The 24045-nt window shown below is 30.8% G+C and carries 23 protein-coding genes; 4 read left to right on the forward strand and 19 right to left on the reverse strand.

Annotated elements, in window-relative coordinates; all coding sequences use genetic code 11:
* Positions 1–13: 13 nt before the first annotated feature.
* From ACE193_RS20560 to ACE193_RS20570, 3 genes are all read right to left on the reverse strand, one after another.
* The gene (locus ACE193_RS20560; protein WP_375560085.1) at positions 14–442 is read right to left on the reverse strand and encodes a DUF5684 domain-containing protein; all 429 of its coding nucleotides are present in this window, start codon (positions 440–442) and stop codon (positions 14–16) included.
* Positions 443–843: 401 nt separating this feature from the next.
* Entirely contained in the window at positions 844–1974 is a 1131-nt protein-coding gene (locus ACE193_RS20565; protein ID WP_375560086.1) for an acyltransferase family protein, read from the reverse strand.
* Between the two features lie 45 nt (positions 1975–2019).
* Complete coding sequence (locus tag ACE193_RS20570) at positions 2020–3150, reverse strand: acyltransferase family protein (protein ID WP_375560087.1); 1131 nt, start codon at positions 3148–3150, stop codon at positions 2020–2022.
* Positions 3151–3295: 145 nt separating this feature from the next.
* Here ACE193_RS20570 and ACE193_RS20575 point away from each other — a divergent pair, with 145 nt between their 5' ends.
* Both ACE193_RS20575 and ACE193_RS20580 read left to right on the forward strand, forming a co-directional pair.
* Entirely contained in the window at positions 3296–4378 is a 1083-nt protein-coding gene (locus ACE193_RS20575; RefSeq protein ID WP_375558860.1) for a transposase, read from the forward strand.
* A 352-nt stretch (positions 4379–4730) separates the two neighbouring features.
* Positions 4731–6860 (forward strand): amino acid carrier protein, encoded by a 2130-nt coding sequence (locus ACE193_RS20580; RefSeq protein ID WP_375560088.1) that lies wholly within the window; start codon positions 4731–4733, stop codon positions 6858–6860.
* A gap of 317 nt (positions 6861–7177) precedes the next feature.
* Here ACE193_RS20580 and ACE193_RS20585 read toward each other — a convergent pair whose 3' ends face one another.
* The 6 genes from ACE193_RS20585 to ACE193_RS20610 all read right to left on the reverse strand — a co-directional run bounded on the left by ACE193_RS20585 (position 7178) and on the right by ACE193_RS20610 (position 11629).
* Positions 7178–8071, reverse strand: a complete 894-nt coding sequence (locus tag ACE193_RS20585; RefSeq protein WP_375560089.1) for a tetratricopeptide repeat protein — start codon at positions 8069–8071, stop codon at positions 7178–7180.
* A 502-nt stretch (positions 8072–8573) separates the two neighbouring features.
* Positions 8574–9878, reverse strand: coding sequence for an adenylosuccinate synthase (locus ACE193_RS20590; protein ID WP_375560090.1), 1305 nt, complete (start codon positions 9876–9878; stop codon positions 8574–8576).
* 168 nt (positions 9879–10046) lie between these two features.
* Positions 10047–10385 carry an STAS domain-containing protein gene (locus tag ACE193_RS20595; RefSeq protein WP_375560091.1) on the reverse strand — a complete coding sequence of 113 codons (339 nt, stop codon included), beginning with the start codon at positions 10383–10385 and terminating at the stop codon, positions 10047–10049.
* Positions 10386–10438: 53 nt separating this feature from the next.
* Positions 10439–10960 carry a Fur family transcriptional regulator gene (locus tag ACE193_RS20600; protein WP_375560092.1) on the reverse strand — a complete coding sequence of 174 codons (522 nt, stop codon included), beginning with the start codon at positions 10958–10960 and terminating at the stop codon, positions 10439–10441.
* Between the two features lie 175 nt (positions 10961–11135).
* Positions 11136–11471, reverse strand: coding sequence for a hypothetical protein (locus ACE193_RS20605; protein WP_375560093.1), 336 nt, complete (start codon positions 11469–11471; stop codon positions 11136–11138).
* 11 nt (positions 11472–11482) lie between these two features.
* The gene (locus ACE193_RS20610) at positions 11483–11629 is read right to left on the reverse strand and encodes a hypothetical protein (RefSeq protein WP_375560094.1); all 147 of its coding nucleotides are present in this window, start codon (positions 11627–11629) and stop codon (positions 11483–11485) included.
* A gap of 121 nt (positions 11630–11750) precedes the next feature.
* Here ACE193_RS20610 and ACE193_RS20615 point away from each other — a divergent pair, with 121 nt between their 5' ends.
* Entirely contained in the window at positions 11751–12125 is a 375-nt protein-coding gene (locus ACE193_RS20615; protein ID WP_375560095.1) for a hypothetical protein, read from the forward strand.
* Positions 12126–12199: 74 nt separating this feature from the next.
* Here the strand turns inward: ACE193_RS20615 and ACE193_RS20620 are convergent, their stop codons facing one another.
* From ACE193_RS20620 to ACE193_RS20665, 10 genes are all read right to left on the reverse strand, one after another.
* On the reverse strand, positions 12200–12883 hold the full coding sequence (locus ACE193_RS20620) for a hypothetical protein (protein ID WP_375560096.1): 684 nt from the start codon (positions 12881–12883) through the stop codon (positions 12200–12202).
* A 17-nt stretch (positions 12884–12900) separates the two neighbouring features.
* On the reverse strand, positions 12901–13593 hold the full coding sequence (locus ACE193_RS20625) for a hypothetical protein (protein ID WP_375560097.1): 693 nt from the start codon (positions 13591–13593) through the stop codon (positions 12901–12903).
* A gap of 96 nt (positions 13594–13689) precedes the next feature.
* Positions 13690–13959, reverse strand: coding sequence for an ATP synthase F1 subunit epsilon (gene atpC, locus ACE193_RS20630; RefSeq protein WP_375560098.1), 270 nt, complete (start codon positions 13957–13959; stop codon positions 13690–13692).
* 74 nt (positions 13960–14033) lie between these two features.
* Entirely contained in the window at positions 14034–15536 is a 1503-nt protein-coding gene (gene atpD, locus ACE193_RS20635) for a F0F1 ATP synthase subunit beta (RefSeq protein ID WP_375560099.1), read from the reverse strand.
* 389 nt (positions 15537–15925) lie between these two features.
* On the reverse strand, positions 15926–16684 hold the full coding sequence (locus tag ACE193_RS20640) for a hypothetical protein (protein ID WP_375560100.1): 759 nt from the start codon (positions 16682–16684) through the stop codon (positions 15926–15928).
* A gap of 16 nt (positions 16685–16700) precedes the next feature.
* Positions 16701–17423 carry a hypothetical protein gene (locus tag ACE193_RS20645; RefSeq protein ID WP_375560101.1) on the reverse strand — a complete coding sequence of 241 codons (723 nt, stop codon included), beginning with the start codon at positions 17421–17423 and terminating at the stop codon, positions 16701–16703.
* A gap of 2 nt (positions 17424–17425) precedes the next feature.
* On the reverse strand, positions 17426–19996 hold the full coding sequence (locus tag ACE193_RS20650) for a tetratricopeptide repeat protein (protein ID WP_375560102.1): 2571 nt from the start codon (positions 19994–19996) through the stop codon (positions 17426–17428).
* 59 nt (positions 19997–20055) lie between these two features.
* Positions 20056–21555 (reverse strand): histidine ammonia-lyase, encoded by a 1500-nt coding sequence (gene hutH / locus ACE193_RS20655; protein WP_375560103.1) that lies wholly within the window; start codon positions 21553–21555, stop codon positions 20056–20058.
* 31 nt (positions 21556–21586) lie between these two features.
* Positions 21587–21832, reverse strand: a complete 246-nt coding sequence (locus ACE193_RS20660; protein WP_375560104.1) for a hypothetical protein — start codon at positions 21830–21832, stop codon at positions 21587–21589.
* On the reverse strand, positions 21833–22129 hold the full coding sequence (locus tag ACE193_RS20665) for a transposase (protein ID WP_375563373.1): 297 nt from the start codon (positions 22127–22129) through the stop codon (positions 21833–21835). It abuts the gene before it with no gap.
* 817 nt (positions 22130–22946) lie between these two features.
* Here ACE193_RS20665 and ACE193_RS20670 point away from each other — a divergent pair.
* Entirely contained in the window at positions 22947–23960 is a 1014-nt protein-coding gene (locus ACE193_RS20670) for an IS110 family transposase (RefSeq protein WP_375560105.1), read from the forward strand.
* Positions 23961–24045 lie beyond the last annotated feature (85 nt).

A 24045-nucleotide genomic window follows, 5' to 3' on the forward strand; every position in this document is an offset into this window, starting at 1 on the left:
AAACAATAAAAAATTACCCTCTATCTAAAATATCATCGTCATAAAAGACCTCTTTTTTTCCTTTGATTTTTGCATCACCAAAGGCAAGCATTGGAAGAAAAATAAATGGCAAAAGAACCATTCCAACACCAAACCAAGCATTTTTATCAAATTTTTTGGCAAGTTCTATATATATATAAAAGTATAAAATATAGTTTAGGAGAGGGAAAAACAAACCAAATATCCAACCTTTAGGCTTTTCAGTAATGTCTAGTAAAATGACAAAATTAAGAATAGGAATAAGCCCAGTCCAAGGTGTTTTGTCTGCTTTTTTGAAGATTACCCACAAACAAACACCACGAACAACATAAAATAAAAAAACTATCCCAAGAGGAAGGATAAAATCTATAAGCAAATCGATAGGAATATCTCCACCAAACGAAGAAGCAATTAAATTAAACATAAAAGGAGATTTGTGATAATGAAAACAAATTATTTTTTTTGATAAATATTTATTTATACTTTTTTTCTTATCAAATATCGAATTAAGTAGTTGGATCGTACAATTTTACAGTCACAATTCCCATTGCCAACGTCTGTTTTTCTTTGGAAAACGACGATTGTCAAGGGAAAAGCTCATTTTTGAAAAATTGTACTATAAATTCAAATTAACAAATTTGTATTAGCTAACTACTTAAAAAGAAAATAAGAGTTGCTATGATAAAAAACATAGAAGAAGTTAAATACTCTAATGTTACGTGGGGTTTATTCTAATAGTTTTATTGTGTAATTTTAGTTCAATATTAGATAACTAGAAACTAAAGTTAAAATTACGTAAGGGTTAAGGTGCATAACTCCTATATATTATACTATGTCTGATTGAGCTTTCTTATCAAAAAATTTACTATACTCCTTTCTCATATTCCAATCTTTCAAACGTAATACAGGTTTTTCTATCAACTTCCAACTCAAGAAAGCAAAAGGAAGAGTAATAACTAATGATACTACACTAAAGACTAAAGGGTGCATATTAGTTGTCCAACCTTTTACTATAAAAATTTGCTGAATAACAAAAGAATAAATATAAATCCCATAAGAATAATCTCCATACCTTCTCTCCCAATCTGTAAAAGGTAGTTTTACTGCCAACCAAAGTAAAATATAGGCATAAGTAAAAGGAAATATATAATAATTAAATTTAAAATAAACACTAATAGCTGTTATTAAAATTGCTATCACAATTCCTATTGTATTAATTTTTATTTTATCACGCAGTAGATAAAAACAAGCACCTATAAAAAAATAAACAGGCAAAAGGACGGTTCCGTTACTTGTATATAGTTTGTATAAAATTCTACTTTTTAAAGGATCTAAAAAATGATGTAGTGTATATAAAACAAAAATTACAAAAAATATCCAGTGTCTTTTAGGATTTTTGAATAAGAAAAAACCTATAATTCCAGTTAAAATATATAATCGAAACTCATGAATAAGAGTCCATAGTGAGCCATTCAAACTATTTGCAGCTAATATACCTTTTTCTGTATTATTTGCCATCATATTATTAATATCTAACTGATAAATAGACAACAGAATATTTTTATATAAATAACCAAAAGGAGAATTTTCTGGACTTCCAAACCAATACCCTTCTAGTGTTGAGTTTAGGGTATAATAAATAATAGGAGCAAATAAAAAAACTGTAAGTAAAAGACAAACCCAAAAAGCTGGAAAAATACGTAGCACTCTACGCCAAAAAAAACCAGTAAGTGATTTAGAATGAATAAAACTAGCAGTTATGAGATAACCACTAATTATAAAAAAACCATAAACTCCCAAATTTCCAAAGCTAAGTCCCTCTACTATTTTACCAACAGGTTCTTTTCCTAAAGGACGAAGAACATAAGCATGTTGTATTACTACAAATGTTGCTAAAAGAACTCTTAGAAAACCAATACTATTTTTATCACGATGTAAACTGTCCTTTAAAGTCATTTTGTATTAAAATTTACAAGTTTAATTTTTGATTAAGATAGAGTTTTATACTATATCTGATTGAGCTTTCTTATCAAAAAAATTACTATACTCTTTTCTCATATTCCAATCCTTTAAACGTAATACAGGTTTTTCTATCAATTTCCAACTTAAGAAAGCAAAAGGCAGTGTGGCAAGTAATGAAATGAGACTAAAAACTAAAGGGTGCATATTAATGATCCAGCCTTTTAATATAAAAATTTGCTGAATAACAAAAGAATAAATATAAATCCCATAAGAATAATCTCCATATTTTCTCTCCCAGTCTTTAAAAGGTAATTTTACAGCCAACCAAAGTAAAATATAGGCATAAGTAAAAGGAAATATATAATAATTAAATTTAAAATAAACACTAATAACTGTTATTAAAATTGCTATTACGATTCCGAGTGTATTTATTCTTATTTTATCACGAAGTAGATAAAAACAAGAGCCTATAAAAAAATAAACAGGTAAAAGTACAGTTGCGTTATTTGTATATAATTTATATAAAATCCTACTTTTTAAAGGGTCTAAAAAATGGTGTAGTGTATATAAAACAAAAATTACAAAAAATATCCAGTGTCTTTTAGGATTTTTGAGTAAGAAAAAACCTATAACCCCAGTTAAAATATATAACCTAAATTCATGAATAAGAGTCCAAAGAGAAACATTTAAACATGTTGCAGCCAAGATACCATTTTCTGCATTGTTTGTCATCATATTATTAATATCTAGCTGATAAATAGATAACAACATGTTTTTGTATAAGTAACCAAAAGGAGAGTTTTCTGGACTTCCAAACCAATACCCTTCTAGTGTTGAGTTTAGGGTATAATAAATAATAGGAGCAAATAAGAAAACTGTAAGCAAAAGACAAACCCAAAAAGCTGGAAAAATACGTAGCACTCTACGCCAAAAAAAACCAGTAAGTGATTTAGAATGAATAAAACTAGCAGTTATGAGATAACCACTAATTACAAAAAAACCATAAACTCCTAAGTTTCCAAAGCTAAGCCCTTTTATTATTTTACCCATAGGCTCTTCTGCTAAAGGAGAAAAAACATAAGCATGTTCTATTACTACAAATGTTGCTAAAAGAATTCTTAGAAAACCAATACTATTTTTATCACGATATAAACTATCTTTTAAAGTCATTTTACACTAAATTAAGTTTTTTCAAATTAGGAATCAAAGGTAAAATATTTCTTTAAAAGAAACTAAAAAAAACTGGTTCTTTATGATTTTAGTTGCAAATGTTTAAATTAGCATTTATTTTCTCTTTATTACAAATATCATTTTTATGGATAGTGTAATTGTTTTTGATGAATTATTACATATTGTCGCTCCTTTTCATATTCGTCAAATTGATAAAGATGAATTAGCCAAAAAGGTTCATGTTTATGTTGAAGTTTGTTCTACTTACCGTCCTTCTGCTTTTGAAGACTGGCGTATTCATAGCTATAAAGATAGAGAGTGGGAGCATTTAAATATTTTTGAATATCGCTGTTTTATTCATTGTAAACTACCTATTTATCAAAACAAAATTACTAAAGAAACTTCTCAACTTAAAGTAGATTTTTCTAGAGAGTTTTCTCGTTTTACTCTACTTTATGAGCAAAAAGTAATGGATTTACTAAAAATATATCATTGTTTTCAAAAAGTAGCTAAACAACTAGGTATTTATACACAGCGAGTGGAACACATTTATCACTATTATACGCAAGACTTAAATGAAAATCCACCTCTAGGAGCAGTTAGAAAAATAGGAGCAGATGAAACTTCTACTAAAAAAGGACATGATTATATCACTTCTTTTATAGATATGGAAACTTCAAAAATAATTGCAATAGAAGATGGGAAATCAGGGGCTACTTTTGAGCAATTAGCTCTACACCATCCTAATCCTAATACAGTAAAGGAGATTTCTATTGATATGTCTCCTGCTTTCATTAGTGCAGCCAATGAATATTTTCCAAATGCAGCTCTTACTTTTGATAAATGGCATGTAATTAAGTTATTATACAAACACTTAGAAAAGTTAAAGAAAACACCAATTTATGATAGTCTAGTACTTAGTATGGAAAAACTTGAAAGTTTTTACGAGAACAAATCAATAGAAGAAGCCAAAGCACAATTACTGTTTATGGCTGATTTTGCAGAAGAAATAAAACCCAAAAATCCATTCACAAAGACAATATATCGTCATTTTGAAGGTATTATAAATTACTTTTCTTCTAAACTAACAAATGGTATTTTAGAGGGAATTAATTCAACTATACAGGTAATTAAAAGAGTAGCTAGAGGATTTAGATACACTCATAATTTCAAGAAAATGATACGATTTATTTTTAGTGATAAAGTGTATTTGCAACCGAATTCATAAAGAACCAAAAAACTTATATTCTAGAGTGCTTTTCTGCTCAATAAAATTATATTCCTACTTAAATAATTAAAGCTCTATGATGTGTTTAAAGTATAACAATCTAACTTATCAAATTAGGTTTTTTGAAAAAAGATATTTTAAGAAAACAGTTTGATAATTCTACTTTTTTGTTCGAATAGATTGTATTTTGTCCAAAATAAAGTCATTCAATTCTTAAAATACACCTTTTTTAGTAACTTTTATGTTATATAAAGTAAATTTTGCCTTAATTTGCATATCTAATAGGTTTGTAGTATTTCACAAACATTATTTCAATTAACTCAAGTTTATCAAAATATAATTGTATTTCCTTATGATTTATTCCGTACAAAAGAAATTTCCACCAAAAAAGCTATTACAAAAGAGTAGTATTTTTTTATTTACCCTACTTTTTTCTGTTCTTTTTTCCTTTTCTGCTTTCTCACAAGACAAACCCACAGGAAGATTAGAAACTATCAATCCAAGTCCTAGTATAAATGACGGAATCGTAGTTGCAAAAATAGAAGGAGGAACACCTCCCTATCGTTATCAATGGTCAAATACAGCCACTCCAATTGTAGCTGATACCTGTAAAGGAAATACTGAAGGCGCAACAGTTTCGTTGAAAGTAATTGATGCAGCCGACCAAGAAGCAACCTTTAGTATTATTGTAGAAGCCGAGTCGGGTGGTGAAAATCTAAACGCAACTTTTACGCCTCTAGTAAATGCAATGGCAACGGTCTTATTTTTTGACCCTTTTGCTGCCATAGGAATCTATGACCCAAAAATTGAAGTAAAAGAAGGAAAAATAAAACCTCCTTTTATTATGGATAAGTCGCTTACTAAAATTACTGTCAAAAAATGGCTTGTTGCAGATAAAGCAAAAGTAAAAAAAGGTGATTTGATTGCTACTGTAAGTTCAAATAAAGGAGATAGAGAAATTTATGCACAATTTGATGGCACAGTAAATATTGCTCTTAAAGAAGGAATGACTGTTTATGATGTCAATCAAAATAAAGATGCTAGAGATGTTGTACGTACAAATGGTGGCGTTTTAGGAATTATAGATTATGACCAAGTACAAGCTCTTTTACACCCTAACGGCACACCTCAAACAAAATCAATTCCTTTAGTTGTTTTTTGGCTTGTTTTGGGAGCAATTTATTTTACTTTCAAAATGAACTTTATCAATTTTAGAGGTTTCAAACATGCTATTGATTTGGTAAGTGGAAAATTTGATGACCCTAATCACGATGCAGGAGAAGTTTCTCACTTTCAAGCACTTACTACGGCACTTTCTGCAACAGTTGGTTTGGGAAATATTGCTAGTGTAGCTATTGCAATTTCTATCGGAGGACCTGGTGCTACTTTTTGGATGATTACAGCAGGCTTTTTAGGAATGTCTTCTAAGTTTGTAGAATGTACACTCGGTGTAAAATATAGAATTATTGATAAAGAAGGGACTGTTTTTGGAGGCCCTATGTATTATTTGAGTCAAGGACTTGCCAAAAAACGTCTAGGAACATTAGGTAAAATTCTAGCTGTTACTTTTGCAGTTCTTTGTATTGGAGGTTCTTTTGGTGGTGGAAATATGTTCCAAGTAAACCAAGCCTTTGCACAACTTGAAGGACAAATTCCTGCTTTAGTAGGTAATGGAGTTTGGTTTGGAGTTGGTTTTGCTGTCTTAGTAGGAATTGTAATTATTGGAGGAATCAAGAGTATTGCTAAAGTAACGGATAAGATTGTTCCGTTTATGTGTGGTATTTATGTTTTGGCTGCTCTTATCGTAATTGTAATAAATATTGCTTCTGTTGGAGATGCCTTTATGCTTATTTTTGATGGTGCTTTCAATGCTGAAGCTGCTGCTGGTGGTTTTATTGGTGTTTTGATTCAAGGTTTCCGTCGTGCTGCTTTCTCTAATGAAGCTGGTGTAGGTTCGGCTTCTATTGCTCACTCGGCTGCCAAAACAGATGAGCCTGTAAGTGAAGGAATTGTAGCTCTTTTAGAACCATTTATTGATACAGTTATTGTTTGTACAATGACGGCACTTGTTATTATTTTTACAGGAGAATATGCAAATACAGAAGGTTTATCAGGTGCAATCTTGACTTCAAAAGCCTTTGGAAAATCAATTCCTTGGTTTCCTTATGTATTGACGATTGCTATTGTTTTGTTTGCTTTTTCTACCATGATTTCTTGGTCTTATTATGGAGAGAGAGCTTGGGCTTATCTTTTCGGACAAGGCAAAATAGCAAGTCTTGTTTATAAAGGTGTTTTCTTAGTTTTCGTTGTAATTGGAGCTTCTATCGAACTAGGTGCAGTAGTAGATTTTTCAGATATGATGATTTTGGGAATGGCATTTCCAAATATTTTAGGTCTAATAATCTTGTCACCAGAGGTACGGAAGGATTTGAGAGAATATTTTAGGAAAATCAAATCTGGAGAAATCAAGAAGTTTAAATAAAATCTTAGATTTATAAATTTATAGTAAAATACTGCTTTTTGATTTATTCAGAAAGCAGTATTTTTTTGTTATCTGACAATTTTTGTGGAGCGTGTAACATGGGTAGTTAAATTACAGCTCATTAATAGACTTATTTGCCTTTCTGTTCCGTAGAAACTTGATATTGGTAGCAAAGTTAAGAAGCTAGAAACTGTATTCTGTTCCGTTAGGAACTACACATTGGTAGTATTTAGAATAGGTAGTAAAAAATGCTATACAACTCCTACGGAGTAAAAATCAAAATTTTACAAAAATTGTTTGGATATACTGTATTGTGTTTAGTCTTTTGACTTCAAATATTCTGTATAAGCAAGTTTATTTTCCAATTCTGCCAATTTATTCTCTTCGATATTTTCTTCTCCTAATTTTCTAGCAATTTCAATATTATCCCAAGCTTTAAAGTATTCAGATAGTTGCATTTTCACTAATGCTCTTTGATAATACACATAACTATCATTTGGAGTTAATTCAATTGCTTTTGAATAACATAAGTCAGCTTTTTTTAATAATTCTGTATTTGAAGGATAGGCTTTATCATAGTAATAAAACCCCAGCATTGAAAAGTTCCTTCCATCTTTAGGATTTAGTTCTATTAATTTATCTATACAGTTTAAAGCATTTGTCGAATCATTAGTATCAAAGCTATTAAGTACCTCTTCCCAAAGTACATCATAGTAATTAGTAGTAAATGAATTAATGGTAAATAACCATTTGTTTTCATCTAAATCTTTTATTGAACCAAAAGTTCTTAAATAGATTAATATTTTAGTATTCGGTTTTACTTCCTCTCTCCAGTAACCAACTAGTCCTTTTTGTAATGGCAACCAATACTTTTTATTATTTGATTCAATCAATACTTCCTCTTGAAATAAGTCACTAGCTTTTTGAGGGATACTCAACGACTTAAAAATTGAATTTAACCAATTTAATTTTGTATCAGATATTTGTCTTATTTCTCCATTACCTTCAATTAAACTTAAGTATCCAAAAGTTGAAGCATAAGTATTTACATCAGAATCTTGACCTCCTTTTTTGTTTTCATTATTATAGAAGTCAATTATTTCGTTAAACTCCACTAACGTATTAGAAGCTCTGTTATGAATATTACCTTCTTGTGCCAATAATTGATTAAAAACAAGAGAAAGGATAAATAGTAAAATGATTTTTTTCATTTTTGGGGAAATTAAATACAACTTATTTATAAACAAAATAAACTTTCATACATATACCTAAATTGTGGTAATTCCCTGTCAGACACTTCAGAGTGTCAGACAGCTATGTTGGGCTAAATTGTCAGACACCTCAAAAATGTCTTGACAGTTTAAATTTCCATTTTCTAATTCTTTTTTAGATATGTTTTATTTTGCTCAGTTACTTAATTGACGATTTTTTCTTAAAAATATTCTTTTTTATCGATTTTTCCAAGCTTGCTTGTGTTTTTGATTTAATCGAACTTAATATTCCAATTTTGAAACTCATCTCTAATTTCATTTAACTTTTTTATCGTAGTCTTTATTGGTCTTTAATTTTGCTTTTCTGTTGTGATGACCAACAAAAACACACTTGATTATTTTAATAAAAGCCACTTTTATAATAACATAAAAGTGGCTTTTCTATTCAATCTATCAGCAATTACTTTTTATAAGAAGTGTGCTGTTTTTTTACTAAAAAATTCTAAACTACTTGCAACTCATCTTTCATAAGTGTTGCATTTCTTTCAGGACCAAAAGAAACAAGCGTAATTGGTGCGCCTACATTTTCTTCTATAAACTGAATGTAAGTTTGTAAATTTTCAGGAAGTTGCTCAAAAGAAGTAATTCCTTCTCTAATATCTTCCCAACCTTTAAATGTTTTGTAAATTGGTTCTATTTTTTGATTTACAATATCGTGGGGAATTCTATCTGTAATTGTTCCATCTTCTAATTTGTAATGTGTACATACTTTTATTTCATCAAATGGCGTAAGAACATCCGTTTTCATCATAAAAAGTTGAGTAACTCCATTTATCATAACAGCATAGTTTAAGGAAGGCAAATCTAACCAACCACAACGACGAGGTCTTCCTGTTGTTGCTCCAAACTCGCCTCCAAATTTTCGAAGAGCTTCTCCTGTTTCATCTTCTAACTCTGTTGGGAAAGGACCACTACCTACTCGTGTACAATAGGCTTTAAAAATTCCAAATACTTCTTTTACTTTACTCGGTGCAACTCCCAAACCAGTACAAGCACCTGCCGAAACTGTATTTGAACTTGTAACGAAAGGGTATGAACCAAAATCAATATCTAAAAGTGTTCCTTGTGCGCCTTCTGCTAATACTTTCTTTTTTTCTTTGATAGCATCATCGATAAAGTACTCGCTTTCAATCATCTTGAATTCTTTCAAAAACTCAATCGCATCAAAAAACTCTTGTTCGATGTGAGGAAAATCTGAAGGTAAGATACTTTCATTTGTTCCCTCATTATTCAAATCTCTAAGTCTTTCTACATGTTTTGTTTTAGTAGCTTCATAACGCTCTTTGAAATTAGCATATAGAGTATCTCCCAAACGAAGTCCAGAACGACCAATTTTGTCTTGATAAGTAGGACTAATTCCTTTTAATGTAGAACCGATTTTATTATTTCCTTTTGCTTTTTCTTGAGCAGCATCTAAAATTCTGTGAGTAGGCAAGATAAGCTGTGCTTTCTTAGAGAAAAACAATGATTTCTTTACATCTACATCTAATTTTTGTAGAGCTTCGATTTCTCTTTTTAAAATTACAGCATCTAAAACAACACCGTTTCCAACTACATTTTGGATTGTAGGACGAAAAATACCAGATGGAATTTGATGTAAGACATGTTTTAGTCCATCGAAGAAAAGTGTATGTCCAGCATTTGGGCCTCCTTGAAAGCGAGCCACAACATCATATTTAGGAGCTAAAAAATCGACAATTTTGCCTTTGCCTTCATCACCCCATTGTAAGCCGAGTAGAATATCCATTTTAGTTATTTATATTGAATGTTGCTCTATGAAAGAAACGAACAACAGTATTTTGGTTTAATCAATTAAACCTCTACTTCATTTAAAGATAATAATTTGATAAATCAAATTTAGTTTTATGCATGAAAAAACTCTTTTACAAAAAAGCAAAAGAGTTCGTGATTAGTATTAGTCAAATAGTTTTACAGCTTCTTCTTCTGTTTGAGCAACAGAAAAAATATTGTTGAGTTTTGTAATAACAAGTAATTTTTTGGCTTGTTCTGATGGCTTCAAAAGCACCAAATCTCCACCTGCATTTCTAAAACGAGTAAGCAAACGAATAAGAAAACTTAGTCCTGTACTATTCATGTATCCCACTTTTGAGATATCGATGACACAAGAAGCAACTTTCTCTTCAATTTGGTCTTTGACAACTTCCAATACTTCGCTTTCCTTATTTGCTCCCAACAAATCGCCTTCTAATTCTAAGAAAAGAACTTTGTCTTTGAGCGTGTGTGTAAAATTCATTTTTGAGTAAATTAATGAAAAATGTATGATTAAGATTAATTAGTTCTTTTTCTCTAGTTGATTTTCTGTGGTTGATTTTTCTCTGTTTCTTTGAGTTTTTCTTTTTGGTCGTTTTCGTGTTGTGTTTTGGCTTGACAATCAGCACAAACTCCATATAAATTTAAAGAATGGTGCATCACTTTAAAATTCAGAAGTTCACCTACCATTGTCTGAATATTATGAATACGTGGGTCGCAAAATTCAATTACTTTATGACAATCGGTACAAATCAAATGATCGTGCTGACGGTAGCCATAACACTTTTCGTACTGTGCCATGTTTTTACCAAATTGATGTTTGCTTACCAAATCACAATCTACTAGCAAATCTAATGTATTATAGACTGTCGCACGACTTACTCTATAATTTTTATTTTTCATGCTAATATAAAGTGATTCTACATCAAAATGTCCTCCTCGTGTATAAATTTCTTCTAAAATTGCAAAACGCTCTGGTGTTTTGCGTAATGATTTGTTTTCTAAATATGCTGTAAATATTTTTTTTACTTCGTTATAAATTTCTTCGTTGAGTGCCATAATATAAAATTGATTAAAATTCTTTTCTATCCTATAAAATCTATTTCTGATTTACTTTGAAATCTACTCTAAAATTCACTTACTATTATTTTATACAAATATAAAAAAATTAAGGTAGAAATTAAGCCATAAATTGACTAGAAGAACTATAAGATATAATATTTTGATACTTTGGTTACATATCACTTGTCATTCTGACCAATATATAAACTAAAATAGCTAAACGAAGCGACCAAAAAACAGTTCTGAACCAATTTCTAAACACTAATTTCTTTATTATTTCTAAATCATAGCCTTTAGTTATATCCCCTAGCTTTCCATGTAAAGGAACAAAAACCCAAGCTGTCAGAATCCAAAGGGAAATAGTAAGGAGTAAAGCTATAATTGAAGAAAAATAGAAATTACCCATTCTCATCATCATCTCTTTACTCACATCGTTTGTAGTTAGTGCATAATTTATTTCATATCCTTCCCAAACAAGCCAAAAAGAAAGTCCAAGTTCTAAAAGCATTGGCAAAATTACTACTTTGTAGTATGAGCAAGGTGGAACTCATAAAAATTTTGTTTGCCTACTTCCTTAAAAATAGGGTAATGAACAATTTGCACAAACCAAATCAAACCAACCAAAAAAGCTGTAACAAGAATATTTGATAATAAAATTAAAGACATTTTAGGAATGGGAATAAAAATACAGGAAATAAGAAAGTTTAATCATTATGCAACCAAAAGTTTGAGATTGCATCTTGATTATATATTTATTTCAACTTATCCTTTAAATAATCTATCGTTTATGAAAATTGTTAAATCGGTTTTTATTTTTTTTACTTGTTCTTTTTTGCTATTTTTTTGTTCTGTTTCTAGTTTTGCTCAATTAGATAAAAACTCTTGTGAAGAAATATTGGGAAGTTTGGAAATAAGTGATTTTAGACAAATTTCTATTATTACTCATATTCTGACAACAGATTCTAGCGTACAAAAACCTGCTGTTTGTCTTCTTTCGCCTTTTTTGGGTTTTATTTTTAAGGAAAGTTATGTAATTATTGAAAATAAAAGAAATAAAACTACACTTTACCTTCCTTACAATAGAATAAAATTCATTACCACATTAGAACCAACAGGTATTTTTTCGGGTGGAAAAACAATAGAAATTCATTTGATGGAATAAATTACTTTTCATCTCTTTTCATAAAAAAACATTTTAGTCAAAAAGTGATTAAAATGGTTTTTTATTTTTAGTTATTACTTCTCAAAATTTATAGTTTCCAAAATTTTATCAATTTCTTTTCCCTCTTCTTCTGTGGAATAGGAAACAACCATTGCTAATGCAGACCTATTTATAACCACAGCATAATACTTTTGATAAATCGTATAGTCAGATAACTTTTGTGAAGCATTCATAAAATAAAAATCTCTATTTGAAAAGGTTTTTAAAGTAAATCCATCTTGCATAAAATCTAATACTGCTGAGTTTGACCTACTTCTACGTAGATAAGCCAAATAATCAGTTCCTCTATGAATATCAGGTGCAGCTGTAACGTCTTCTACAAAAATAGCTATACTAGGATTGTATTTTTCAGAAGTTTCAAGTGGGTATTTAAAAGTTTGAAGTAAATAATTCATTCCAATATCAGAAGCCTCAATAATTTCTTTTCTACTTGGGTCTTTTTTGATTGCTTCTTCTTTCATTTTGGCAATCATACTATCTAACCCTTGTTGGCTAAGTACAAACCAATCTTTAGGAATATCTATGTCTAAGCCAAGTTCTGAGTTGTAATACTTGCCATTTTCTACATTAAACCCTTCTATTTTTGCAATAGGTATTTCTTTTTCTTCTGTTTTTGGACGTGGGGCGCAACTCCAAATAAAGAACAAAAAAATAATAGGTGAAATCAAGTGTGTTTTTGAAAATAATTTTGAATTCATTTGTGTTATTTTTTTTATTAATTTTTAAATTTCAAACTCTCCATAACATTATCAAGCTCTTTTTCTTGTTCTGGTGTGATATACGATGCAACTATACCTACTGAAAAACCTTTCAATATGGTAGAATAGTACTTTTGACGAATAGATTTATCTGCATACTCTACATTGGTATTCATAAGATAAAATTCTTGTCCAGAGAAAGTTACTTTTTCAAATTCTTCATCTATATGATTGTATTTTACTTGTGACTGACGAAGTAATTTGCTCACATTTTTAAGATAATCCTCTCCTGTTTTGATAGCTGGAAATAATTTTACATTCTCAACAACAATAGTAAAATTAGAATTATAATCTACTGGAGTACCTAATTCGTATTGAAAGACTTGTAATAAAGTAGCTGAATTTACTTCTGATGCTTTGATAATTGCTTTCATCATTTCATTATCTCCTGCTACCACTTCTTTGCCTAGATTCCTAACAAGCTCTATTTGTTCTTTACTTTGAACAGCCCAATCTTTAGGAATATCTATTTGAAGTCCAAAATAAGAATTAGTATATTTTCCATTTTTCACTTCTCCATAATCAAATGCACCTTCTTTTTTGAGTGTTTTTTGATTATTTGTTTGGTTATTTGATGCACAACCAAACATAAAAATAGATAATATAACGAAACAGGCTTTTAAATAGACTCTTGATTTTATTTTAAACATAACTTTAATTTTTAATTATTTTTTACAAATAAGAAAACCGTTTTACTCAAAAATGAATAAAACGGCTTTTTTTATATTTTTTCTTGTTGTAATTATTTATTTAGCAAACTCATCTAATTTAGAAGATTCTGCCAAAATAATAACGTGATTGTTAAGTACTTCTATTACGCCACCACTAATAGTATAGAAAACTTCTTTTCCTTCTTGGGTACGTATTTTTACTTTTCCTTCTTGCAAAGAACTAACAAGAGCAGCATGATTGTCCAAAACTTCGAAAGAACCTTTTGCTTCCGACCCTGGCACTAAAACACCTGTTGCTTGTCCTGAAAATACTTTATCGTCTGGAGTGATAATTTCCAAAAACATAATTTTATATATTTATGTAAAGTCAGAATCAAGAGGTTATAGTCTTAATTCTGACTTCTTAATTCTAACTTTATTTAAGCGTTTGCTTCTTTAAGAAGTTTTTCACCAGCTTCGATTACTTGTTCGATAGTTCCTTTCAAAAGGAATGCTTTTTCAGGATATTGGTCAAGCTCACCATCCATAATCATATTAAATCCACGAATAGTATCTTTAATATCAACTAATTGTCCTTGAAGACCTGTAAACTGCTCTGCTACGTGGAACGGTTGAGATAAGAAACGTTGAACACGTCTTGCACGAGTAACAACTAATTTATCTTCTTCAGAAAGTTCGTCCATACCCAAGATAGCAATAATATCTTGAAGTTCGTTGTAACGTTGAAGCATGTTTTTAACACGTTGTGCTGTGTCATAATGCTCATCACCTACAATTTCGGCACTCAAAATACGTGAAGTAGAATCCAATGGATCTACGGCAGGATAAATACCAAGCTCTGAAATCTTACGAGAAAGTACTGTTGTTGCGTCCAAGTGAGAGAAAGTCGTTGCTGGAGCTGGGTCAGTCAAGTCATCCGCAGGTACATAAACAGCTTGTACAGATGTAATTGAACCACGCTTAGTAGAAGTAATACGCTCTTGCATTACACCCATTTCAGTTGCTAATGTTGGTTGATAACCTACGGCAGAAGGCATACGACCTAAAAGTGCTGATACTTCCGAACCTGCTTGTGTAAAACGGAAAATGTTGTCGATAAAGAAAAGAATATCACGTCCTTTTCCTTGTCCATCACCATCACGATAGTATTCTGCAAGTGTAAGACCAGACAAAGCCACTCTAGCTCTTGCCCCTGGAGGCTCATTCATTTGACCAAAAACGAAAGTAGCTTTAGAGTCTTTCATTTTTTCTTGATCTACTTTAGACAAATCCCATCCACCTTCTTCCATAGAATGTAAGAAGTCTTTACCATAATCTACAATACCAGATTCTAACATCTCACGAAGAAGGTCATTTCCTTCACGAGTACGCTCACCCACACCTGCAAATACAGAAAGACCAGCATAAGCCTTTGCAATGTTGTTGATAAGCTCTTGAATAAGTACTGTTTTACCTACACCTGCACCACCAAAAAGACCAATTTTACCACCTTTTGAATATGGCTCTAAAAGGTCAATTACTTTGATACCTGTAAAAAGTACTTCTGTTGAAGTAGAAAGGTTTTCAAAAGCAGGAGGGTCACGGTGAATAGGTAACCTTTGTTCGCCTTTTGGTTGAGGAATGCCATCAATAGCTTCTCCAACTACGTTGAACAAACGTCCTTTTATATCTTCTCCAACAGGCATAGAAATTGGCTGACCTGTATTTGTAACAACCATTCCACGTCTAAGCCCTTCAGTACCTTCCATAGAGATAGTACGTACACGGTCTTCGCCTAAGTGTTGCTGACATTCTAGTACAACGAGTGTACCGTCTTCTTTTGTTACTTGAAGAGCGTCTAAGATATGAGGTAAAGTACCATCTACGAAACTCACGTCCACTACGGGACCAATTACTTGAACGATTTTGCCTGTTGTTGCCATATTTATTAATTACGAATTACGAAATGAATATTCAGCGAAGCTAATTGAGAATTACAAACTAAGCAAATAATTCAAAATAGCGTAATCCATTCGTTATGATGATTAAATCAATTAAACGTTTTAGTTTTTTCTTGATAGCTTCTTACTCAAACTCAATTAGAATAGATTAGAAGCGTATTTAATTTAACTGCAAAAGTAGTATTTATTATTCGTATCTCAAAAGTTTTGAGTAAAAAATAGTGAATTAAAGGTTTAGAACACCAACTAGAACACAAATTTATAGTTATATCCGAATTTCAAATACAAATGCACGACTGGAAGTCGAATATTGCTTCCCCACAAGATATAAGCGAGAGTTCTTTTTTGTGAGCGACAAAGGGAAGTAGCAATCAATATGCTTGAACAAATGAAATCTTATTTTCTACCTCAAATAGCTTCTGTAGTTCTTTTATATCCAAAATTGCTTGAGGTGAATTTTTTATGATTATACTTTTAGTCTTTTCCTCTAGTAAAAATAAAGTTATTTCTATTTCTGCTGAATTTTCTTGTGGAATAAAAAAGCGAATGAGTTCGATTTGAGAAAGATAATATTCACGTACAGCCTTTTTCTTTTTTTTACAAAAACTTAGTTCTGATGTAGTAATTTTTACAAATCTCAATTCTTTTGAAAAATAAAGTATAAAATAAACAATAAGAATAAAAACCATGTAAACTATCCATAGCCAAATAGTTGATTGTTGGTTTATGTCTTCTATTTTTGGTTTTTTTGCAGTCATCATATCCAAAAACTTCATTGATAAAAAAACTATAACTGGAAACAATAGGACTCCCATCGCTATGTTAAAAATTATTCTCTCTTCTATAATTGTTGTTTTTGTTGCTTTATCAAAGAAATACTCCTTCTCTGGCTCTAGCTCCTTTACAACGTGCTGCTTGGTAGGAATTTCTTTCAACGTAAAAGGTTGATTACAATGACTACGAGCCATATAATTCCAAGAGTCCAGCAAAAAAGCAGATTTACAAGCTCCACAAAGTACAATCTCATTTCCTTCGATAATTTTATCTCCAGTAATTGGGTCATTTCGTTCTTCTTCTAAAAATTTCTTGTGTCTTTTATTTTTGCTTGATAATTTATGAGAATAAATCATTTTTTATAGCTGATTTTTATAATGCCTGTTGGCTAACAGAAAGTTTATCACTCAGATTATTTTCTTCAAAGTATTCTTGTAGTTCTTTTAGTTCTGAAATAAGATTTTTATTTTTTATTAACTTCAATCTTTTAGTTCTTCCACTTTCTAAAAAAATCACTAAGAAAAATATATTTCTATCTTCTGAAGAACTAAAAAAGTCTAATTTTTCTATTTCTGATAGGTAGATTGTTTTTATGTTAAAATGTAGAGAAAGTACCAATTTATTTTTACTGATTTTTACTTTAGCTTTTTTAACAAACAAGTGAGTAAAGATAGATGCTAAAACAATAGCAGTCAAGCTTAAGTCTGGGGATTGAATAAAAAAATTAAATTCAATAACAGACATAAGAAATATAGGGAATGAAAATAATAAATTTGGAACTATTAAAAGAGTCTTAAGTAACTCATTTTGCTTTTTGAGTATAAATTTATATTTTCTTTCTTTCTCTTTCTGTACTTTTATTTCTTTTACAACATGCTGCTTGGTAGGAATTTCTTTCAACGTAAAAGGTTGATTACAATGACTATGAGCCATATAATTCCAAGAATCCAACAAAAAAGCAGATTTACAAGCTCCACAAAGTACAATCTCATTTCCTTCGATAATTTTATCTCCAGTAATTGGGTCATTTCGTTTTTCTTCTAAAAAACTTTTATGTCTTTTATTTTTGCTTGATAATTTATGAGAATAAATCATATTTATACTTTAAATCCGACTACTAAAATATCATCTATTTGGTCTTCATTGCCTTTCCAATCCTCCAAAAAGTCTTCTAAAATTTCTTTTTGAGTGTCTAATTCTTGATTGTGATTTTCTAATAATAGATTTTTAAATCGCTTACTCATTACCTTTTTTTGATGCTCTCCTCCAAATTGGTCTTTATATCCGTCTGAAAATAGATAAAAAGTGGTGTCTTTTTGAATAGGAATGATTACATCTTCAAATTCTATAATGGTTTTCTTTTTATAGTAGCCTGCAATTGCCTGTTTTACTCCTTTAATTTCGTTTAAATTTCCATTTTGAATATAAATAATTGGTGAATTTGCACCTGCAAACGTAAGCACGTTTTTTTCTTTATCTATGCAACAAAGAGCTATATCCATTCCGTCACGATTCTTTGTGGTAGCTTGATGCAAACTTTCAGATATTTCTTTATCTAATAATTTCAAAATATTGGCTGGTGTAACATTTGAATTATGCAAAACTAAATTATTTAATGCACTTGTTCCCAACATAGACATAAAAGCTCCTGGTACGCCATGTCCTGTACAATCACTAACAGCTAACCAAATTTTGTTTTCTACTTCTTTTATCCAATAAAAATCTCCACTTACAATATCACGAGGTTTAAAAAACACAAAATGACTTTGTAAAAGTTGCTTAAACTGTTGCTCAAGAGGTAAAAGAGCTTGTTGTATGCGTTGAGCATAATTAATACTTGCTGTAATATGGGTATTTTTGCTCGCTATGGCTGTAAAGGCTTGTTCTAAAGCAGTACTATTTACAGTAATTTCTTCGTTTGCTTGTTGTAAATTTTCAGTAATAGTTTCTAATTCTTCTTTTTGTTGATTTATTTCTTGGTTTTTGAGAAGAAGAAGGTTATTTGTTCTTCTTTTGAATAAAATATTTCGGTATGCTAAAATTCCAGCACCAACAAGTAAAATTGCAATCAGAGAAAGCCCCCAAATCAAATAATTTTTTTGATTGAGTTGTGTTTCTTTAAGTTCTAAAAGAGCATCTTGTTTGACTTTTTCTTGTTCACTAATATTTCTTTCTAGTTCTTTTTCTTTTTTGAGTAGGTTATATTGGGCTTGTTTTAGAGCTTGTTTTTTCAAAAACTCAAGTTGTTGTAGTTCATTTTCTTTTTCGATAAGACTAAGTTTGGCTTGTCTTTCTTGTGCTGTGTTTCTTTGCCTTTGAATTTCTAATTGATTGAGAATATTTTTTTGATTGAGTTCTAAAATTTCTTTTTCCTTTTTTTGTGTATCATAGATAGCATTCAGTTTAGTTATTTGACTTGATTTTTCTTCATCAAGCAAATCATTTTTTGTTTTTGCATATAGTTTATAATAGGTATAGGCTTCATCATATTTATTTTGTTTTTCATACAAAGTACTAAGATTTTCATACGCTGTCATTTCTAAATCTGGTGCTTGAATTTCTTTTGCTATCTTCAAACATTCTTTGGCAGAATATTCAGCCGAATCATATTTATTTTCTAGCTGATAAGCTCTCGCAAATATAATATACGAACTTGCTAAGGTATATTGGTCTCCAATATCTTGACTAATACTTTTTGCTGTTTTTAAATGTTCTTTTGCTATTTTGATGCTGTTCGTTGTAGAATCGGCAAGATACAATTCAGCTATATTATTATGAACATACGCCTCTGTACGAGCATCATTGACATCCTTTGTTAAGATTTTGAGAGCATCTTGAAAGGCTATTAAAGCATCTTTTTTATTTTTTAAATCTAGTTCTATCAATCCAATATTACTATACGAAATAGCCATTCCTCGTTTATCATCAATTTCTTTTTTGATTTTTAAAGACCTCTTGTAATAATCTAAAGCCATTTGATTCTCTCCCATTCTTTCATAAACGACTCCTAGATTAGATAGAGAAGTTCCTATTCCAAATTTATAGTCGTTGTCTTCTGCTATTTTGAGTGATTTTAGATAAACTTCTATGGTTTTGGGATAATCACCTAAGTAGAAATGTACATTCCCTATGTTATTGTAAGTTGCATAAACATCTTCATAGGTGCTTTTAGCTTGACGAATTTTTAGAGATTTATCAAAATACTCAAAAGCCAAAGAATAATTGCCTTGATTTTTGGATAAATTTCCTAATTTATTGTACATACCTGCTTTATCTACCTCACAATCACAATTTTGATAGAGTTCAAGTGATTTTAACCAAAGCTTTTTTGACTCCTCGTACTTTCCTAAATAATAATAAGCTATACCTATATGACTATTTGACAAACCTTCTCCTTTCCAATATTTTATTTTTTGTGCTAAACTGATAGCTTCTTGAGCATATTTTTGTGTATTTTCTAAGTCAGAAGTATAATATTTTTTAGCAATGTCATTCAACATATCGACTTTCTTTTTATTCTCTGGAAGTTGATATACTTGTTCTATCATTTGCTCAATAGACAGGTTTTGAGCCATCGTTTTTACTCCATACAAAAATAAGCCTAGCCACAAAATGACAACTAGACTTACTTTTAAACGAAGTTGAGAATGCCCAAAAAATTGTTTCAATAAATAAAACATCTTACTTTAATCTATTTTGTAATATAATTATCTCATAAAGATAAAAATTAAAGTTCATATTCTTCCAAGAAAACGACACTTTTTATCATATCATCATGCAGAACTCTGTCCTTTTGTAAAGGTTCTACGTAATTTCTATAATTTGATAAAAATTCTTCTAGTTTTTCTGATGTTTTTAAAGGTCTTCTAAATTCTATTGCTTGTGCTGCAGCCATGAGTTCTATTCCCAAAATTCGTTTTACATTTTGAAGAATTTTATAGAGTTTTGTTGCTGCATTTGCTCCCATACTTACGTGGTCTTCTTGTCCTTTTGAGGAAATAATACTGTCCACACTTGCAGGGCTGCAAAGTTGTTTATTTTGACTAACTATCGAAGCTGCTGTATATTGCGCTATCATCATTCCTGAATGCAAGCCCGAATCACGCACCAAAAAAGGAGGTAAGTTTCGTTCTCCTGCCATCAATAAATAGGTTCTTCGTTCCGAAATACTTCCTAATTCTGCTAGTGCAATCGCAGCAAAATCTAATGAAATAGCTAAAGGTTGTCCGTGAAAATTTCCTCCTGAAAGAATTTTGTCTTCATCAGGAAAAACATTTGGATTGTCTGTAACAGAATTAATTTCACACTCAAAAACAGAATTGATATACGTAAAAGCATCTTTACTTGCTCCCTGTACTTGTGGCATACAACGGAAAGAATAAGGGTCTTGAACGTGTGCTTTGGGCTGCGCCATAATTTCACTTCCTTCCAAAAGCTCTCTAATTGTTTTTGCTGTGGCAATTTGTCCTTTGTGTGGACGAATTTTGTGTGTAAGCTCATCAAAAGGTTCAGAACGGCATAAAAAAGCATCTGCTGAAAGCGCACCGATGGTATCGCCAATAGTATTTAGATTTTCAGCTTCTACCATGCACGCAACGCCATAAGCACTCATAAACTGAGTTCCGTTGAGCATTGCCAAGCCTTCTTTTGCCTTTAATTTTATTGGATTCCAGTTATTTTGTTTTAAAATATCTTCTGCTTGGTGTTTTTGATAAACTCCATCTTTATTTTTAATCTGAACAACTCCCATTCCAATAACAGGTAAGGCAAGATGAGCCAAAGGAGCTAAATCGCCAGATGCACCCAAAGAACCTAATTCATACACAACAGGTAAAATATCTTCATTATAAAAATCAACAAGTCGTTGAACAGTCTGTAACTGAACGCCTGAATGTCCGTAAGAAAGAGATTGAATTTTGAGAAGGAGCATCAAACGAACTATAAAAGTAGGTACTTCATCACCCATTCCACAGGCATGCGACATAACCAAATTTTCTTGTAATTCACTAATCTGTTCTCTAGGGATTTTGTAATTACACAAATAACCAAAACCTGTATTGACACCATAAACGGCTTCTTCACTCTGTGTAATAAGATTTTCTAGATAGGCTTGCGCTTTTATTATTTGTGCTTTACTTTCTTCTGAAAGCTCTATTTTTGTGTGATTTTTAGCTATTTGATAAATTTCTTGAATAGAAATAGTTTGATTTGATATTTGATGAAGCATAGAATGACGTAATTTGTGTGTTTTTCTGACTTTATTTTAAACCTAAAGATTTAAAGGTAGATATAAAGTTACAAAAGTAGAAAAATGAAATTGATTCTTTATAAAAAAAATACTGGTCTGCTTCCTCTACAATGCCTTCAACAACTGGATTATTATGAATATAATCTAGTTTCTGATGCAAAAATTTATCACTAAAAAGCTCTTCTGCGTGGTTATTTTGCTGCCAAAGTTGATAATTTGTATTTCTACTATTTTTCTTGGCTGCTCTTTCGAACATTCACAACATCCATTCTCTTCTGCTTTCTGGTTGATCCCTATCAGAAATAGATTTGATAAGACGAGAAGAAGTAAATTTTTTAAAATCACGTAGAATATTAGACAGATTATAGTCTTCCTTTGCTCGTATAATCAAATGAATATGGCTACTCAACCACCCAAAAATCTCTAATCCTTTGTTTTCTTGACAATACTTCAAGCTATCCACAACAATATCCTTATATCGTTGCCGAACAAAAATATCTATCCAGTTTACAACCGAAAAAGTAATAAAATAAATACCATCAGGATTATTGATACTCTATGCTCTTTCGCTCATATTTTTTTATTGGAAAGATACAGTTTTTTGTAGATAAACTAAGCTCAACAACTAAACAAGTATTAAAATACTTGTTTAGTTGTTGAGCTTAGTTTATAACAAAGATCTATCAGTTATATAAATCTTCAGATTTATGTGACAAAGTAATTACAAAAATACCTACTTGCTGAGAACTACGGAGTAGTTATTAACTAATTGATTATCAATAACTTACAAATAAGTCTTAAAAAAATAAAATTCTGTTTTTCAGTCAAAAAGTATTCGAATAATAACTTTTATAGTTCAAATCCAAATTTTATTCTTTTGGTAAACAATATTTATATGTTGTATAATCAGTTTTTTGAGTTTTCCGTAGTTCCCAGTACTTGACTTGCAAATCTTAGATTTGCTGAAATGATAGGTCGTAGTCATCGCTGCGCTAAAGACAACGCCCAACAGTTGTTGTTTTTATTTTCGATCTATTCTAAGCCCAACTGGAGTGTGTGCGTGTATGTTTGTCATCGTAACGGCAAACTGAAACTAAAAACCAACCTTTAGGTTTGTAGTAGATAAAATAGATGTAATTTCTTATCTTGTATTTAAGAATTCATCTAGTAGGAAGAGAACCTATGAAACGAGCCAGACTATAAAAATCTATCTCTCGAAACAGCCTCTTCCTACCTTTATTCAATCTCAAACTCAAATAGTTTTCGGAGTATTTTTATTGACCTAAAAATAAACTCATTAGATAAGGTTTTAAGTCCGATTGAATATGATGAATCATTTTTTAAATTAGGTAACCCTAAATTAACTTTTTATGCAGACTTACCAAAATTTTATAGGCATCGATGTGAGTAAAGAACATTTAGATATTGCTATTCTTCAAGAAGGAAAGTTAGTAGATCACCAGCGTATTGCAAATAATTTAAAGACAATACAGACCTATCTTTTTTCTTTTCAAGACCTTTATGAGCTAGAGAAAAGTTTGTTTTGTATGGAACATACAGGTATGTATATCAACTGGCTTGTTATCGCTTTGATGAAATTTGATTGTGCCATTTGGGTAGAAAATGCTATTCAAATTAAACGTTCTATGGGTGTCAAAAAGCTCAAAAGCGACAAAGTTGATGCTGAAAATATCGCAGCTTATGCCTTTCGTTTTCAAGACAAAGCGAACTTATATACTCCTCCTACTCAAGAGCTAGAAACCCTAAAAACCTTGCAGACACTACGAAAAAAGCTAGTTACTCATAGACAGGAGCTAGAAACCTACGTTAGTGAGCAGAGTCAATTTAGCAAAGCGTCTATTCAGCAGCTTCTAGAGGAAAGCTCTAAAACAACGTTGGAACACTTGAGTCTTCGCATAGAAGAAATAGAAAAACAAATGCATCAAATTATCAAAGATGACCCTGAGCTTAAAGAACTCTATCGGCTCACCACTTCTGTAGTAGGTGTTGGAAAAGTAACAGCGATTCAGTTACTAGTAGCTACCGACGGGTTTACCAAATTTGATACTGCCAAACAACTAGCTTCTTATTGTGGTGTTGTGCCTTTTGAAAATTCATCTGGAAAATTTAAAGGAAGGGCAAGAGTGTCAAAAATGGCGAACAAAACCCTCAAAACAGCTTTGCACATGTGTGCTTTATCTGCTATGAAAGTAGAGGGGGAGATGAGAGATTACTACCTAAGAAAAGTAGCCGAAGGAAAGAACAAAATGAGTGTGATTAATGCCTTACGAAATAAAATTATACAACGCATTTTTGCCTGTGTAAAAAACAAAACTTTATACGATAGAAAGGGAATAAATTTTAACAATTTTTCTAAAGGTTAGACTTGGTTTTACCATAGTTTTCAACGGCGAGGAAAAATGACATGAGTTTTTTATGGAAAATACACAGTTTAAAGCAAACATATTA

This window comes from Bernardetia aquimarina, from assembly GCF_042180575.1.
GTDB lineage: Bacteria > Bacteroidota > Bacteroidia > Cytophagales > Bernardetiaceae > Bernardetia.